General features: G+C 62.8%; 14 protein-coding genes. 7 read left to right on the top strand and 7 right to left on the bottom strand.

Annotated features, from left to right (window positions below; all coding sequences use genetic code 11):
- Positions 1-31: 31 nt before the first annotated feature.
- Together CH305_RS21355 and CH305_RS21350 are read right to left on the bottom strand one after the other, a co-directional pair.
- Positions 32-1,246, bottom strand: coding sequence for a CaiB/BaiF CoA-transferase family protein (locus CH305_RS21355; protein WP_094610309.1), 1,215 nt, complete (start codon positions 1,244-1,246; stop codon positions 32-34).
- Entirely contained in the window at positions 1,243-2,421 is a 1,179-nt protein-coding gene (locus tag CH305_RS21350; RefSeq protein ID WP_094704851.1) for an acyl-CoA dehydrogenase family protein, read from the bottom strand. Before CH305_RS21350 ends, CH305_RS21355 begins: the two co-directional genes overlap by 4 nt.
- An 87-nt stretch (positions 2,422-2,508) precedes the next feature.
- On the opposite strand from CH305_RS21350, the gene CH305_RS21345 reads away from it, so the two are divergent.
- A complete protein-coding gene (locus CH305_RS21345) occupies positions 2,509-3,405 on the top strand; it encodes a LysR family transcriptional regulator (RefSeq protein WP_037150315.1) in 897 nt (298 codons plus the stop codon).
- Between the two features lie 7 nt (positions 3,406-3,412).
- Here the strand turns inward: CH305_RS21345 and CH305_RS21340 are convergent, their stop codons facing one another.
- A complete protein-coding gene (locus tag CH305_RS21340) occupies positions 3,413-5,137 on the bottom strand; it encodes a sigma-54-dependent Fis family transcriptional regulator (RefSeq protein WP_094704850.1) in 1,725 nt (574 codons plus the stop codon).
- A gap of 221 nt (positions 5,138-5,358) precedes the next feature.
- On the opposite strand from CH305_RS21340, the gene CH305_RS21335 reads away from it, so the two are divergent.
- The 5 genes from CH305_RS21335 (at position 5,359) to CH305_RS21315 (ending at position 11,428) form a co-directional block, all read left to right on the top strand.
- A complete protein-coding gene (locus CH305_RS21335; RefSeq protein ID WP_094704849.1) occupies positions 5,359-6,990 on the top strand; it encodes an NAD(P)/FAD-dependent oxidoreductase in 1,632 nt (543 codons plus the stop codon).
- A gap of 89 nt (positions 6,991-7,079) precedes the next feature.
- Entirely contained in the window at positions 7,080-8,450 is a 1,371-nt protein-coding gene (locus CH305_RS21330; RefSeq protein ID WP_094705216.1) for an NAD-dependent succinate-semialdehyde dehydrogenase, read from the top strand.
- A gap of 37 nt (positions 8,451-8,487) precedes the next feature.
- A complete protein-coding gene (locus CH305_RS21325) occupies positions 8,488-9,537 on the top strand; it encodes a 2,3-butanediol dehydrogenase (protein WP_094610304.1) in 1,050 nt (349 codons plus the stop codon).
- A gap of 45 nt (positions 9,538-9,582) precedes the next feature.
- Complete coding sequence (locus CH305_RS21320) at positions 9,583-10,356, top strand: SDR family oxidoreductase (RefSeq protein ID WP_094641632.1); 774 nt, start codon at positions 9,583-9,585, stop codon at positions 10,354-10,356.
- A gap of 25 nt (positions 10,357-10,381) precedes the next feature.
- Positions 10,382-11,428, top strand: a complete 1,047-nt coding sequence (locus CH305_RS21315) for an LLM class flavin-dependent oxidoreductase (protein ID WP_256983942.1) — start codon at positions 10,382-10,384, stop codon at positions 11,426-11,428.
- Here the strand turns inward: CH305_RS21315 and CH305_RS21310 are convergent, their stop codons facing one another.
- Entirely contained in the window at positions 11,429-12,409 is a 981-nt protein-coding gene (locus CH305_RS21310; protein ID WP_094704848.1) for an NADPH:quinone reductase, read from the bottom strand. It abuts the gene before it with no gap.
- Positions 12,406-13,017 (bottom strand): isochorismatase family cysteine hydrolase, encoded by a 612-nt coding sequence (locus tag CH305_RS21305; protein ID WP_094704847.1) that lies wholly within the window; start codon positions 13,015-13,017, stop codon positions 12,406-12,408. Before CH305_RS21305 ends, CH305_RS21310 begins: the two co-directional genes overlap by 4 nt.
- A 102-nt stretch (positions 13,018-13,119) precedes the next feature.
- On the opposite strand from CH305_RS21305, the gene CH305_RS21300 reads away from it, so the two are divergent.
- Positions 13,120-13,647 carry a PadR family transcriptional regulator gene (locus CH305_RS21300; protein WP_094704846.1) on the top strand — a complete coding sequence of 176 codons (528 nt, stop codon included), beginning with the start codon at positions 13,120-13,122 and terminating at the stop codon, positions 13,645-13,647.
- 9 nt (positions 13,648-13,656) lie between these two features.
- Here the strand turns inward: CH305_RS21300 and CH305_RS21295 are convergent, their stop codons facing one another.
- A complete protein-coding gene (locus CH305_RS21295; protein ID WP_094704845.1) occupies positions 13,657-14,373 on the bottom strand; it encodes a maleylpyruvate isomerase family mycothiol-dependent enzyme in 717 nt (238 codons plus the stop codon).
- A gap of 12 nt (positions 14,374-14,385) precedes the next feature.
- Positions 14,386-15,213: a fumarylacetoacetate hydrolase family protein gene (locus CH305_RS21290; RefSeq protein ID WP_094610299.1), complete on the bottom strand. Its 828-nt coding sequence runs from the start codon at positions 15,211-15,213 to the stop codon at positions 14,386-14,388.

Raw genomic sequence — 15,213 nt, 5'->3', positions numbered from 1 at the left:
GAAATGTCCTGTTCTGTGGTGGTGCCGACGGTCATCGTGCGAAGTACGCATCGAAGGCTGCGTTCTGCACGGCAATACCCTGGCGCAGAATGCCGTCCGCTTCGTCGGGGCAGCAACCGGATTCGATCAGCAGTGCGCGGGTGTGTTGACCCAGTGCTGGAACATCGCCCATCGGAGCTTCGTGATCGGCGAATGTAGCCGGAGGCAGCAGCGCCTGTGCTGTGGCGTGTTCGGTACCGACCGTGCGCCAACGGTCACGTTCGACAAGTTGAGGATGGGAAACGACCTGATCCATCTGTTTGACCTGGGCCGCAGGAATACCGGCCGACGCCAGTTTCGCGTCCAGCTCGACTGTCGTGAAGAGCGATGTGCGGGCGGCGACGACAGCGTCGCATTCGGTGCGGTTCTGTACGCGCAGCACGTTCGTCGCGAATCGAACATCGTCCACCAACTCGGGGACGCCCAGTACCTCCGAGACGAGCGTGTACCAGCCACGGTCGTTCTGTACACCGATCAGGATTTGACCGTCGCTCGTCGGATAGGCGTCGTACGGCGCGATGGAACTGTGGCTCACACCCATACGCTGCGGTTGCGTGCCGGTGTACATCTGTGTGTACATCGCGTGGCCCATCCACTCCACGGTCGAATCGAGCATGGACACGTCGATGGTCGCGCCTTCGCCGGTTCGTCCGCGCCGCAGCAACGCCGCGAGAACCGATTGTGCGCAATACATTCCGGTGGCGATGTCGGCGGTGGGTATTCCGGTCTTGGCCGGCTCGTCCGGTGTTCCGGTGATGGAGATCAAGCCCGACTCGGCCTGGATCAGCATGTCGTAGGACTTACGATCCTGCATAGGACCACCCCTGCCGAACCCGGACATGTTGACGACGACCAAGTGCGGATTCGCCGTGCGCAATTCGTCGGCACCCAAGCCGAGACGCTCTGCCGCACCAGGAGCGAGGTTCTGCACGAACACATCGGCTCGGTCGATGAGTTCTCGAACGATGTGGCGTCCCTGCACCGACTTCAGATCGACCGCAAGCGATTCCTTACCCCGATTGAGCCACACGAAGTGCGCTCCGGTGCCGTGAACGGCGTGGTCGTAACCCCGCGCCAGGTCTCCGCCGTCGGTGCGTTCGATCTTGATGACACGGGCACCCAGATCGGCGAGATTCCGGGTGGCGAGCGGAGCTGCGACGGCCTGCTCTATCGCGACGACGGTGAAGCCTTCGAGTGGTGCGTTCACGAGTTGCGTTTCTGTTCGGCCCGAATCAGGCCGCCACCGACGATCAGTCGCTGAATCTCGCTGGTGCCCTCGTACAGTCGGAGCAAGCGCACATCACGGTAGATGCGCTCGACCGGCACCTCACGCATGTATCCGGCACCGCCGTGAATCTGGACCGCGAGATCGGCGACCTTGCCGACCATCTCGGTGCAGAACAACTTCACCGCAGACGGCGCAATACGGCGATCGGTCTCCTGCACCCACGCCCGCGCAGCCTCACGCACCATCGCCCGGCCCGCCATGACACCGACCTGCTGATCGGCGATCATCGCCTGCACCAGCTGGAAGTTGCCGATCGGCTCGCCACCCTGAGTGGATGCCGCGGCATAGGACACCGACTCGTCCAAGGCACGCTGCGCCTGCCCGACGGCCAGCGCGGCAATGTGCACCCGCCCCCGGGCCAGCGAGGTCATCGCCGCCTTGTAGCCGATGTCGCCGTTCCCGCCGACCAGTGCGTCGGCCTCGACGCGTACGTCGGTGAAGTTCACGTCGGCCGTGCCGGAGCCCTGCTGCCCCATCTTCGCGTCCTTGACGCCCACCTCGATCCCGGCGGTGTCGGCAGGGACCAGGAATACTGCAATGCCGTTGCCGCTCTGCGGTTTCGGGTCCAATTTCGCGAAGACGACGAACATGTTCGCGATCGGTGCATTGGTGATGTATCGCTTGCTGCCGTTGATGACCCACCCGGTGCCGTCGACTTTCGCGGTGGTCCGTAGCCCCGCCGGATTGGACCCGGCCCCGTCCTCGGTGAGCGCGAAGGACGCGACGATGTCGCCGGATGCCATGCCCGGCAACCATTTCGCCTTCTGCTCCTCGGTACCGAATCCCACGAGCACCTGGCCGGCGATCCCGTTGTTGGTGCCGAACATCGATCGCAGCGACAGCGCGGTGTAGCCGAGCTCCATCGCGAACTCGACGTCCTGGATCAGGTTCAGGCCGAGCCCGCCCCACTCCTGCGGGATCGCGTAGCCGAACAGCCCCATCTCTGCGGACTGTTTCCGCAGATCGTCGGGAATCGAATCGGTGTTCATGATCTCGAGTTCACGCGGCACCACACGTGAGCGCACGAAGTGGGAGATCTGCTTCAGCACGTCCGCGAAGACGTCGTCCGGTACATCGGGATTCAGCGTATCCATGGGACAACTATCGGTTACTGCATTACTATCAGTCCAATACTTAATTGGTACTTCTGTTTTGACAATTTTGGCAATAAAGGAGGGTAGGTGGACGTCGAGCAGCTCCGCGCGTTCCTCGCCGTAGCCGAGGAGCTGCACTTCGGCCGTGCCGCCGCGCGCTTGCATGTCGCGCAGCCGCCCTTGAGTCGCACGATCAAGCAGCTCGAGAAGCACCTCGGTGCCACCCTGTTCGACCGAAACACCCGCTCGGTGAAATTGACTGCCAGCGGTCAGGCCCTGATAGACCCCGCCCGCGCAGTGCTCGAAGCGATGCGCACCGCCGAGAACGCTGTCCTATCGGCCGACGGCGGCGAGACCGGCCTCGTCCGCATCGCGTTCGCGGGTGTGTCGACGCATCGCATGGTCGCGAGACTCGCTCGACTCGTTCGGTCTCAGCACCCGGGTATCGAACTCGAACTCTCCAGCCAGAACTTCGCCCAGCCGGCCATGAAACGGCTTCTGGGTGGAGACACCGACATTGCACTCGGCAGATGGGACGTCATTCCGTCCACCGTCGAGTCCCAGGTCGTGATGCCAGATCATCTCGTCGTCGCAATCGCCGACACACATCCGCTGGCCGACGCACGGCACGTCGGAATCGGGCAGCTGGCACAGGAACACTTCGTATCCCTGCCGCTGCACGAAGGATCGGTACTCCCTGATCGACTCCGCCGATTGGCGGACGCGCACGGCTTCGTCCCCGACGTCGTTCAGATCGCTCCCGACACTCAGACTGCCCTCGCCCTGGTATCCGCCGAGGTGGGGTGCCACCTGACCCTGGCCTCGGTGGCCAGCAACGTCACCGACCCGCACGTCGTGTTCGTCCCCCTGGACGACACCACAGCAGATGTGGACATGAGAGCCGCGTGGCGCCGAGACAACACCAACCCAGCGCTGCGCGTGGTACTCGACAAGGTCGTCGCTCTCGACGAGAGCGGCTCGTGAGCGGCACCTACAGCGACGCCTCACCGTCGTCCAGACCGAGCTGACGTAAACGGCGGTAGAGGGTAGTTCGGCCGATCCCGAGGAGCTCTGCTGCCATCGACTTGTTGCCACCAGCGCGGTCCAATGCCTCGACGATGGCATCACGCTCGGCCGATTCCATCATCGTCATCTTCCGACGTGACGGCGCTCGTTGGAGGTGTTCGGGCAGGTGGTGACGCTCGATCACCGACGCAGTCACACTCGACGCAAGGGTGGTCACGGTCGCCGTCAACTCTGCGATATTGCCGGGCCATTCCCACTGCATCAACGACTGCAGAGCTGTCGGAGACATCGAATGCCGCCGCGTTGTATCCACCTGATCGAGAATGCTTCGGACGAGCCCCGGAATGCGATCCGGGGCGGCGGAGAGAGCTTCCGTTCTGGCGTCGATACCCCAATGATCGACCAGTGCAGCGACTTCCGGTGAGGATGCCTCGGCACAGCTGGTGATCAACAGTTGATTCCGCCGACCGGCTGCAACAGCCGCGCGGTGTTCCCGAACCAGGGTTGCGACCACCACCGCTTCGTGGTCATGCACCGACTCCAGTCTTCGTACCAGGACATCTCGGCCGCCCTCGAGCAGGTCTGCCACAGCAGACCAGGGCGTTGCGGTGTCTGTCGACAGAACGACTACCTCGAGTTCTCCGCCTTCTCCTCGACCGGCGCGTGCATCCAGCGCCCGCGATGCACGACCGGATCCACGAGGACCGTCGATCACCGTCACCGCCGCCTGTGCCGCCTCTCGCGAAGCACTGTCTCCGTGTGCACTGGGACCGATGGGGGCGGCCGTCGGCACCTCGTCTCGAGGAACGGGAGCGAAGTGCAGCACGTAGTAGTCGCGGGCTCCTTCGACGACTCGCCGAGCTGTCACCGCCACCGCGCCTGACTCGATATCCCAGCGGGCCGTGCTCGCGACCGCCCAGTTGTGTGCGCTGAGGCGATCCCACAGGAGCACGTGCGAGTCGACGCTCACATAGGGCAGTCCGGGTGTATTCGCCAGCAGCGACTCGCGATCCATGATGACCGTGGGACGACGAGAGTTGGCGTAACGCATGAACGACATTGCCAACGCGAGGTCCTGCGGTCGTGCTGCCGCCTTCAATCGTTCTTCGATCTGCTGACCGATTTCCTTGGTGAGGGTGACCATCAGAGAATTCGCAATGGCCAACGGTCCCCCGAGCGAGACCGATCCGATCACCAGGCCCGACGGCGTGTAGACCGGAACGGCGGCACACGCCAGCACGGACAGCGACTCGTTGAAGTGCTGGCTGCCTTCGATGTACACCGCTCGGCCTTCGACCATCGACGTACCGAGACCGTTGGTCCCGATCGAGTCTTCCGAATAGTCGAACCCTTCGGCCGCGTTCACTCGGTCCAGTTTTCGCTGCAATCCTCGATCGCTAGCGCGCCTCGCCACGATGCTGCCTGCGCGGTCGCTGAGAAACAATGTCGTGCCGGTGTCCACCAGCTGGTCCTGCCATCGGTCGAGTACCGGATCTGCTGCGCGGCGCAGAATCGAGTCGGTATCGATCTCGTCGAACTTCTGCGATGGCAGCGTGCTGTCCGCGCTGTTGCCTATCGAGCGACGCCAGCTGCGCAAGATCAGGTCCGGAACCACCCCCTCGTCGGGAGCACCGGACAGCAGGCCTGCGCGCATCAGGTGCCGCTTCGCCTCGCGCACCGCATCACTCATAGGTTCTCGCCCTCTAACCAGTTGTTCATCCGCCACCTGAACACTCACAGGTCGCAACAATCACTATTCCATTACTGCCATACGCGCATAACTGCAGTTCAGCACAGTCATATCCGGGTGTTCCAGATTGGTACACACCAGACACCTGTGCTCCACCTCACCATTGTGACCAGAGGAAGTGAACTACACCACACAGGTCGCAAGACCGGAGGAGCAATCACATGGCGTCACACGAACCCGATCAGATCCGTGAGATCGACGCACTCGTCGTCGGATGCGGCTTCGGCGGGATCTACATGCTTTACAAGCTACGGCGTGAACTCGGACTGACCGCCATCGCTATCGACAAGGCCGCCGGTGTCGGCGGTACCTGGTTCTGGAACAAGTACCCGGGGGCCCTGTCGGACTCGGAGAGCTTCGTCTACCAGTACTCGTTCGACCGCGATCTGTACGACCAAACCACCTGGAACACGAAGTTCGTTCGCCAGCCCCAGATCCTGGAGTACCTCAACGGCGTCGTCGACCGCTACTCGCTGCGCGAAGACATCGCGCTCGAGACCACCATGACCGCGGCCCGATTCGACGAGGTTGCCGGAACCTGGACCGTGTCCACCGACCGTGGAATCACCTACAAGGCCAAGTATCTCGTCAACGGCCTCGGCCTCCTGTCGGCGACGAATGTGCCGAATTTTCCGGGCATCGAGAACTTCGCGGGCCGGTTGGTGCACACCGGCGCATGGCCCGAGGATTTGGATCTGACCGGCAAGCGAGTCGGAGTCATCGGCAACGGGTCCACCGGAGGTCAGGTGATCACCGCGGTCGCGCCGATCGCCGGGCATCTCACCTCGTTCCAGCGCACCCCTCAGTACAGCGTTCCTGCGGGCAACCGCGTGTTGTCCAACGAGGAATTGGCACGGCAGAAAGAGAACTTCGAGGCCAACTGGGACCAGGTCCGCAATTCAAGCGTCGCAATGGGATTCGTCGAAAGTGAGATCGAGACGTTCAGCGTCTCTGCCGAGGAACGCCAGCAGATCTTCCAGCGGACGTGGGACGAGGGCGGCGGGTTCCGCTTCATGTTCGAGACGTTCTGCGACATCGCTACCAATCCCGAAGCGAACGAGGAAGCGGCGAAATTCATCCGTTCCAAGATCGCCGAGATCGTCAAGGATCCGGAGACTCGACGCAAGTTGACGCCCACCGATCTCTACGCCCGCCGACCACTGTGTGATTCGGGCCTGTACGAAACGTTCAACCGGGACAACGTCTCTCTGGTTCACGTCGGCGAGAACCCCATCCGCGAACTGACAGCCGAAGGCATCGTCACCGAAGATGGGGAACTGCACAAGATCGACGTACTGATTTGCGCCACCGGCTTCGACGCCGTCGACGGCAACTACGTCAAGGTCGACATCCGCGGACGCAACGACGAAAGCCTCAAGGAACACTGGCAGGACGGGCCGACCAGTTACCTCGGAATGGCCACCACCGGGTTCCCGAACATGTTCATGATCCTCGGACCGAACGGACCTTTCACGAACCTGCCGCCGTCGATCGAGACACAGGTCGAGTGGATCTCGGACACCATCGGGGCCATCGAGAACAACTCCATGGGCTGGATCGAGGCCAAGCCGGACATCGAAACAGAATGGACCGATATCTGCGCCGACATCGCCGACCAGACGTTGTTCCCGAAAGCTGCGTCGTGGATCTTCGGTGCCAACATCCCCGGCAAGAAGCGCACGGTCATGTTCTACCTCGGCGGCATCAAGGAGTATCGCTCGGTGCTCGACAACGAGAAGGCATCCGGCTACCCGAGCTTCCTGACGCAATCGGACGCGCTCGAGCCTGCCTGACCCTTCACTCGAGGACACTGCATCGATCACGCCGTCCGGGTGACCTACACCGGTCGCCCGGCCGGCGTCCTGCAACGAAAGACATGCCGATGAGCAAGTACGCAAGCACCGATCCCACTACAGGCACCATCGTGGCGAAGTTCGAGACCGAGTCCGACGAGCAGGTGATGGCATTGCTCTCCGCCGCCGACGCCGCGTACCGAACATGGCGGACCGCCGAAGTGGCCGAACGCGCTTCGGTTCTCCAGCGGGTCGCCGATCTGCATCGCGAACGCGAAACCGAACTCGCCGAGTTGATGACACTCGAGATGGGCAAACCGATCGCACAGGCCCGAGGCGAAGTGAAACTCTCCGCGTCGATCTTCGAGTACTACGCGACCAAGGGTATGGACCTGCTCGCGGACGAGGAACTCGACATTGCCGGTTCCGGACGAGCATTGGTGCGTACGGCACCCATCGGAGCACTCGTCGGCGTCATGCCATGGAATTTTCCCTACTACCAGGTTGCCCGATTCGTAGCGCCGAACCTGTTGCTGGGCAACACGATTCTACTCAAGCATGCCAGCAACTGCCCGCAACAGGCGTTGGCCGTCGAGGCGATGTTGCGTGATGCAGGAAGCCCCGAGGGTGTGTACCGGAACATTTTTGCCTCCAGCGACCAGATAGCCGATCTCATCGCCGACCCCCGAATTCAGGGGGTCTCGCTCACCGGATCGGAACGCGCGGGCAGCATCATCGGACAGCTCGCCGGCAAGTACATGAAAAAGGCAGTACTCGAACTCGGCGGCTCGGACCCGTTCCTCGTGCTCGCCGGCGCCGACCTCGATGATGCTGTCGCCGCGGCTGTCCCCGGTCGATTCGGCAACGCAGGCCAAGCATGCACCTCGTCCAAGCGGATGATTGTCGACGCCTCGGTGTGGGACGAGTTCCTCGACGGGTTCGTTTCGGCGGCGCAGTCGTGGTCGATGGGTGACCCGACGGATCCCGCTACGCGACTGGGTCCGATGTCGTCCATCGGCGGACGCGACGAAATCGCAGAGCAGGTCGCGGACGCCGTTTCGAAGGGTGCCACGGTGCACCTCGGTGGAACCGTCCCCGACGGCGACGGTGCCTACTACCCCGCGACCGTGCTTTCCGGTGTCACGCCGGATATGAGGGCATACCGGGAAGAACTGTTCGGACCGGTTGCGGTGCTGCACAAGGTCGACTCGACCGACGCCGCCATCGATCTCGCCAACGATTCCCCGTTCGGTCTCGGCAGTGCCGTGTTCACCACGGACGACAGCGAAGCTGCGTACGTCGCCGACCGGCTCGACGTCGGTATGGTCGGCATCAACACCACCATCAAGAGCGCGCCCGACATGCCGTTCGGCGGAGTCAAGACTTCCGGCATCGGCCGAGAGCTCGGTCGATTCGGGCTCGACGAATTCGCGAACAAGAAGCTCGTTCGCACCCTCTGACTCGTCAACTGCATCAACTCATCTCAGGAGAAGAACCATGCGCGCAGCTGTGTACTACGGCAATCACAAGGTAGAGATCGAAGACGTGCCCGAGCCCGAAGCCGGTCCGGGGCAGGTCAAGATCCGCGTGTCCCGTAACGGTATCTGCGGCACCGATCTTCACGAGTTCTACGACGGTCCTATCTTCATCCCGCCGTCCGACCCGCATCCATTGACTCACAAAGCCATGCCGGTGGTTCTCGGGCACGAGTTCTCGGGCATTGTGACCGCTGTCGGAGCGGGCGTCGACGACGTCGCCGAGGGTGACGCGGTCACTATCGAACCCATCTACCGCTGCGGCGAATGCCGCCCCTGTCGCAACGGCCAGTACAACCTGTGCAAGTCGATCGGCTTCCACGGATTGATGGCCGACGGCGGGATGGCCGAGTACACGGTGGTTCCCCGCAACCAGGTTCACAAGCTTCCGGATTCGATTCCGGTCGAGATGGGCGCGCTGGTCGAACCCATGTCGGTGGCCTATCACGCAGCCGTACTGGGTGAGGTCGGCGACCAGAGCCGCGCGCTGGTCTACGGTGCCGGCCCCATCGGCATCGGCATCTGGTTTGCGTTGCGCGGCATGGGATTGACCGAGATCGACGTCGTCGAACCGTCGGAGACTCGACGCAAGTCCATCGAAGCACTCGGGGCTCGCACCCTCGATCCGATGTCGGTCGACGTTCCCGCCCTCATCGCCGATCGAACCGACGGAGACGGCGTCGACGCCGCGTTCGACGCAGCCGGCGTAGCTCCCGCAGTCGAGTCGGCACTGGATTGTGTCGGCGAGCGACGCCCCCTGATCAGTGTGGCGATCTACGACAAGCCTCTCTCGACACCCCTGATCAACCTCGTTCTTCGGGAGCGGCGCATTCAGGGCACCATCTGCTACACCGGTGATGATTACCGCTCGGTGATCGACCTGATGGCCAAGGGCCACTACGACACCACCGGTTGGGTCGACACGATCGCTCTCGGAGACGTCGTCGACGGCGGGTTCGAGGAATTGCGGGCCGGACGCAAGATGAAGCTCCTCGTCGATCCGACAGCCTGACATCCACCACTTCACAGCTCACACAACATGATTCAGGAGACGACCATGACCGTCGCACACATCACCGGCTCGGCACGCGGAATTGGCAAAGCCATCGCGCTGCGCCTCGCACAGGACGGACACGACATCGCACTGTCCGACCTGCCCTCGATGTCGGAAGAGCTGGAGAAAACTCGGACCGAGGTCGCCGCACACGGAGTGAAGACCGCCGCGTTGACCGGCGACGTCAGCGATCCAGATTCGGTGCGGGCGCTCATGACCGACACCGCCGAACAGCTGGGATCGCTCGACATCCTGGTGGCCAACGCCGGGATCGCCCAGACGAAGGCACTTCTCGACGTGACACCGGAGGAGTACGACCGCCTCCACGCTGTCAACGGCCGCGGAATCTTCCTCTGCTACACCGAAGCAGCGCGTCAGATGATCAAGCAGGGGCATGGCGGAAAGATCATCGGAGCCTCGTCCATCGCGGGCCACAAGGGATTCGCGTTGCTCGGCATCTACAGCTCGACCAAGTTCGGAGTCCGCGCCCTGACCCAGGCAGCTGCGCAGGAGTGGGCGGAACACGGCATCACCGTCAACGCCTACTGCCCCGGCATCGTCGATACCAACATGTGGGTCGAGGTGGACCGCGACCTCGGTGCCATCAACGGTGTCGGAAAGGGCGAGTCGATGAAGGCAATGGCTGCCGGCATCACCCTCGGACGCGTCTCGACCGGCGACGACGTTGCGGCGTACGTCTCGTACTTGGCCGGACCCGACTCGAACTACATGACAGGACAGTCCGCCCTCATCGACGGCGGCATGCTTTTCGTTTGATGTTCGCCTTACTCAACGTGGAGGAATGATGAACTCGCTCAACCCAACTGCTTCGCTGTACCAGGTTCCGACCTTCGGTCTGTGGTACGACTTCCGCAATCCGGCTCAATGGCGGAAACCATTGGGTTCTCTCTATCGAGAATCGGTGGACCAGGTCGTCTGGGCCGAATCACTCGGTTTCGGGTCAGCATGGTTGAGCGAGCATCATTTCGCCGAGGACGATTACGCGTCGTCTCCCCTGGTCGTTGCCGCGGCAATCGGTACTCGCACGAAGACCATGCGCATCGGTACCAACATCATCGTGGCGGGACTACACGAACCGATGCGTCTGGCCGAGGATGCGGCAGCTCTGTCGTTCTTGACCGACAACCGTTTCGAGCTGGGACTCGGCCTCGGCTATCACGAGAAGGAATTCGCCGCATTCGGGCGAAAGGTCAAGCAGCGCCCCAGCCTTCTCGAGGACGCCATTGCCGTGATTCGGCACGCCTGGGCCGGCACCGGTGAAGCCTACGAAGGCAAGCGGTTCTCGGTACCTGCGTTGCCGGTGACGCCGCTACCCGAGACGCCCCCGAGGATTCTGATCGGAGCACAGTCTCCGGTGGGAATCGATCGCGCCGCTCGACTGGCAGACGGTGTCATCACTCTGCAAAACGCCCACTTCACGGACTACCAGCAGTCGATCGAGCGGCACGGGAAGAACGTGGACGATGCCCGCATCTACGCCAGCCAATGGACGGTGGTGGCCGACGATCCGGAACGCACGTGGGCCGAGGTCGGCGAACACGCGCTCTACCAGATGAACAAGTACATCGAATGGGGCTCATTCGAGGGCCCCGATCAGCCGTCGTCGTTCGACAGCCCTCAGCACCTACTCGATGCCGGTGCCTACAAACTCATGGACGCCTCGATGGCGATCGACGAACTGGTGACCATGGCCACCGAGTTCCCCCAGATCCGCGACTTCCACTACTGGGCTCAACTACCGGGCGAGTCCGTCGAATCCGGCTCCGCACGAATCCAATACATTGCCGACAAAGTCATTCCCGAGGTCACCCGCAAGCTCGGTGGTTGATCACTCCGGAATCTGCAGGACGACTCTCGACCGAGTGCCCGCGTCGACTCGGTCGTGAGCGTCGGCAATTCGGTCGAGAGGCAGTGGATCGTCGACGGAGATGGACAGTGCTCCCACGGAAGCGGCGTCGGTGAGATCGCGGGCGGCCGTCATCTTCACTTCCTGCGAGAAGTCGTCGCTACCCAGCAGCCGAATGGTGATGTTGTCGAACAACATCGGCCAGAACGGCAGGCTCGGGCGCGCGTCCCGTGTGCCGTACGCGGCAATAACGGTGTCGTTCTTCGCCACTGTCGCATCGAAGTCGATGTTGTCCGAGAACGACACTTCGACGATGCGGTCGACTCCACCTCCGGCGAATTCGCGTACCTGGGTAACTGCGTCGGGATCGTCCAGCGCGACCGCGAATCTCGTTCCTGACGCCCGGGCCTGTTCGAGGTCCGCAGCGGTACGCACCGTTCCGATCACGGTCGCGCCTTTCCACCGCGCGAGCTGAGCAGCCAATGAACCGACACCGCCCAGTACTCCGTGGACCAGAACAGTTTTTCCCTCGACACTGCCGTCGCCGAACACGGCGCGGTGGGCGGTGATACCCGGAATCCCCAGGCAAGCGCCCACTTCGGGCGCTACGGAAGCCGGCAGCGCAACCGCTTGCCACTCGGACACGACGGTGAATTGCGCAGCTGTTCCGAATGCGCGATACGACTGGGCACCGAACACCCAGACGCGCTCCCCCACCCGCGACTGTTCGACACCCGACCCGACAGCGTCGACGAACCCTGCACCGTCGCTGTGTGGCACGACTCGCGGATAGGACATCGATGACCCGAGCCATCCGCGTCGCTTCTTGGTGTCACCGGGATTCACCGAAGTAAGCTGCACCCGTACCCGGACCTCCCCGGGCCCTGGCTCGGGCGTCGGCAGCGTTCCGACCTCGAGAACCTCGTGCGCCGATCCCTGCGAGTCGTACCACGCGGCGATCATGCTGTTGCGGTCTGCGCGAGAACCTCTGCGGTGGTCGCGAACTCGGAAATATTGGTCAGTGCGAAGCTTTCGGCGGCATGCTGCCATTCCTGACTGAGGCTCGAGGTCGCATCGGTGACGAGGATCGGACGGTAGCCGTGGTCGGCCGCATCGCGAACGGTGTGCTCGACGGCCATGTTGGTCCAGACGCCCGCGACCAGAACATCCTTGATTCCGAGGTTACGAAGAAGTGTGTCGAGCATGGTGCCGTTGAAGGCGCTCATGCGGTTACGAATCAGGACCGGCTCGTCTTCACGCGCTTCGAGACCGTCGAGTGCTCGAGCTCCCCACGAACCCAATTTCAGCGAGTCCGGTCCGATCAGCTTGAAGATCGGAGCGTTGCTTCCGCCGAACGGTCGGCCGGGTAGAGACACGATGTGATTGTGAATCACCGGGATGGACTTCTCGCGAGCGAAGGCCAGCAGCTCGCGCACGTGCTCTTCGAGGTTCTGGTGTTGTGCGTGGTCGGCCGCCCCGAACGAGGCATACGCGCCGTCCGCGTGGACGTTGTCGTTCTGCAGATCCACAAGAACCAGCGCGGTGCGTTCGAGATCGAAACTGGTAGTCATCGAAACCCTTACAGAGGAGGAGAGGAAATTCGCCGGTACCCGACCACAGTACCTCGGTTCGATGTACGCATCGAACCGAGGTAGTTCTGACACAATGGCCCCATGTTGGAACTCACCATCCTCGGGTTTCTGTCCGAAGGCTCCCTGCACGGATACGAACTCAAGCGCCGGGTCGCGCAGCTGACGGGATATGCCAGGCCGGTGAGCGACGGCACCCTGTATCCGGCGATCAAACGCCTGCATCGGGATGGATTGCTGGAACGACGTGCCGAACCCGGCGCGGGCCCGGCACGGTACGTGCTGACCATCACCGACGACGGGCGAGATGCGTTGGTGGCACGGCTGCGAGATCCACAGGCCAACGAAGTCTCGGATTTCTCGCGGTTCATCGTGGTGTTGACCTTCTTGTCCCTCGTACCGTCGGTCGAGGAACAACACGCAGTGCTGCGCCGACGACTGGACTTCCTGGAGCAGCCGGCCAGTTTCTTCTACGACGAGGATCGAACCGTTCGAGCCGAAGAGATTCCGGACGTCTACCGGCGTGGCCTGTTGCTCGTCGCGCGCGAAACGAGCCGCGCAGAACGAGCCTGGCTCACATCGATACTCGAGGGCTCTGCTGCGCGTCGCTGATCCGTTGCCTCACAGCCACCGAGGCGGTTCGTCGATCGCGCCGTCGACCGTCGAACCGATCGATCCACGCCCTGCCGCCCACCTGGTCACTGCCTCGAGTCCACCGCTGACGGTCGTGGTCGTCGCCTCGTCGGTCACTGCGATGGGCTCACGCCCGTCCACTGCCAGGACCAACCCACTTCCTTCACCCTTCTTGCGCCACATCCCGACGATGTCGGTGAGCAAGCCCTCGTTCACCACCTCGGGAAAGTCCGCGAACCGCCCACCGTTGCCGAGATCCACCGCGTGGATCCACACTTCGCGAGTCCGCATCCAGATCGTTTCCGACGCTGGGACCGTGCGGCCCTGAGCCGTCCTGACCTCGGCCGCCCACGCTGACTCGGACGCAGTTCGCCACTTCTCGTCGAGCCGCGCGACCGTGTGGTCGAACAGGTTTCGAATGGCTGCGGCCGACAGCGTGGAACCCTCGTCGATCTCACGGCCGCGCTGCTGCGATGACTCGTACATCGGCGTCTCCTCACCCGACGACGCCCAGTCCATCAACCTGCACAAAGCCGCAGCGTTGTAGCCGACGTGCGCAACCAGGTGGCGCCCGGTCCATCCCGCCAGCAGAGTCGCGCCGTCGAGTTCGGAATCGGTGACCTCGGAGAGCCGCTGCGCGAGATACGAAGTACCGCGCCGGGCGATCAGAAGCCGCTCGACGAGCGACATGTCGTGAAAGGTCACCTCGAACGCGCCTTACTTGACAATGGTCTTGTTGCGGACCGAGCCGAGACCGTCGATGGTCACCTCGACGGTCTGCCCGTCCTGGATGTAGACGCCAGGCTTGCGGGCATGTCCGACGCCTCCCGGGGTACCGGTGATCACGACGTCTCCCGGCTGCAAAGTCACGATGTGCGAGATGTACTCGACCAGCTTTGCAGGCGTGAACACGAGGTCGTCGGTGGTGGTCGTCTGCATGACTTTCCCCTCCAACGACGTCTCGAGCGTGCCGCCGAAGGTGTACGAATCCGTCGTGGTGAGGAAGGGGCCGAAGCCGCTGGTCCTCTCGAACGTCTTGCCCTGGTCCCACTGCAACGTGCGGTACTGGTAGTCGCGCATCGTGTAGTCGTTCATGATCGAGTAGCCGGCAATGTATCTCTCGGCCTCGGCCTCGGCCACCTGGTAGGCCTGCTTGCCGACGACGAAGGCCAACTCGCCCTCCCAATCCAGCTGTGCTGCTGCGTAACTCGGGACCACGACGTCGTCGTACGGGCCCGTCAGCGCTTCACGGAACTTGGCGAACAGCGTCGGGTACTCGGGAAGATCACGGCCCATTTCTTTGATGTGGTTCGCGTAGTTCAGCCCGACACAGATGATCTTGCCCGGTCGCGGAACCACGGGAGCGTAATCCGCATCGGCCAATCGGAGCTGTTCTCCGTCCGCGTTCTCGGCCAGTTCACGCCAGTTCCCTTCGTCCAGGAGGGCGGACAAGTCGACGTAGCCGTCGATGACGGTGGCAGAATCGTCGCTGTCGACGCGCACTGCGGTAGTGGTGCCGTTTCGGCGCAGAGTAGCGAGTTTCAT

This window comes from Rhodococcus sp. 15-649-2-2 (assembly GCF_002258645.1).
Classification (GTDB): Bacteria; Actinomycetota; Actinomycetes; order Mycobacteriales; family Mycobacteriaceae; genus Rhodococcoides.
This window is presented reverse-complemented; position numbering and strand designations above follow the sequence as displayed.

What these genes read in the sequence shown, in the direction of transcription:
- CH305_RS21350 (WP_094704851.1), bottom strand. Translation starts at nt 2,421, where the DNA reads ATGGATACGCTGAATCCCGATGTACCGGACGACGTCTTCGCGGACGTG.
- CH305_RS21340 (WP_094704850.1), bottom strand. Translation starts at nt 5,137, where the DNA reads ATGAGTGATGCGGTGCGCGAGGCGAAGCGGCACCTGATGCGCGCAGGC.
- CH305_RS21335 (WP_094704849.1), top strand. Translation starts at nt 5,359, where the DNA reads ATGGCGTCACACGAACCCGATCAGATCCGTGAGATCGACGCACTCGTC.
- CH305_RS21330 (WP_094705216.1), top strand. Translation starts at nt 7,080, where the DNA reads ATGAGCAAGTACGCAAGCACCGATCCCACTACAGGCACCATCGTGGCG.
- CH305_RS21325 (WP_094610304.1), top strand. Translation starts at nt 8,488, where the DNA reads ATGCGCGCAGCTGTGTACTACGGCAATCACAAGGTAGAGATCGAAGAC.
- CH305_RS21320 (WP_094641632.1), top strand. Translation starts at nt 9,583, where the DNA reads ATGACCGTCGCACACATCACCGGCTCGGCACGCGGAATTGGCAAAGCC.
- CH305_RS21315 (WP_256983942.1), top strand. Translation starts at nt 10,382, where the DNA reads ATGATGAACTCGCTCAACCCAACTGCTTCGCTGTACCAGGTTCCGACC.
- CH305_RS21310 (WP_094704848.1), bottom strand. Translation starts at nt 12,409, where the DNA reads ATGATCGCCGCGTGGTACGACTCGCAGGGATCGGCGCACGAGGTTCTC.
- CH305_RS21305 (WP_094704847.1), bottom strand. Translation starts at nt 13,017, where the DNA reads ATGACTACCAGTTTCGATCTCGAACGCACCGCGCTGGTTCTTGTGGAT.
- CH305_RS21300 (WP_094704846.1), top strand. Translation starts at nt 13,120, where the DNA reads ATGTTGGAACTCACCATCCTCGGGTTTCTGTCCGAAGGCTCCCTGCAC.
- CH305_RS21290 (WP_094610299.1), bottom strand. Translation starts at nt 15,213, where the DNA reads ATGAAACTCGCTACTCTGCGCCGAAACGGCACCACTACCGCAGTGCGC.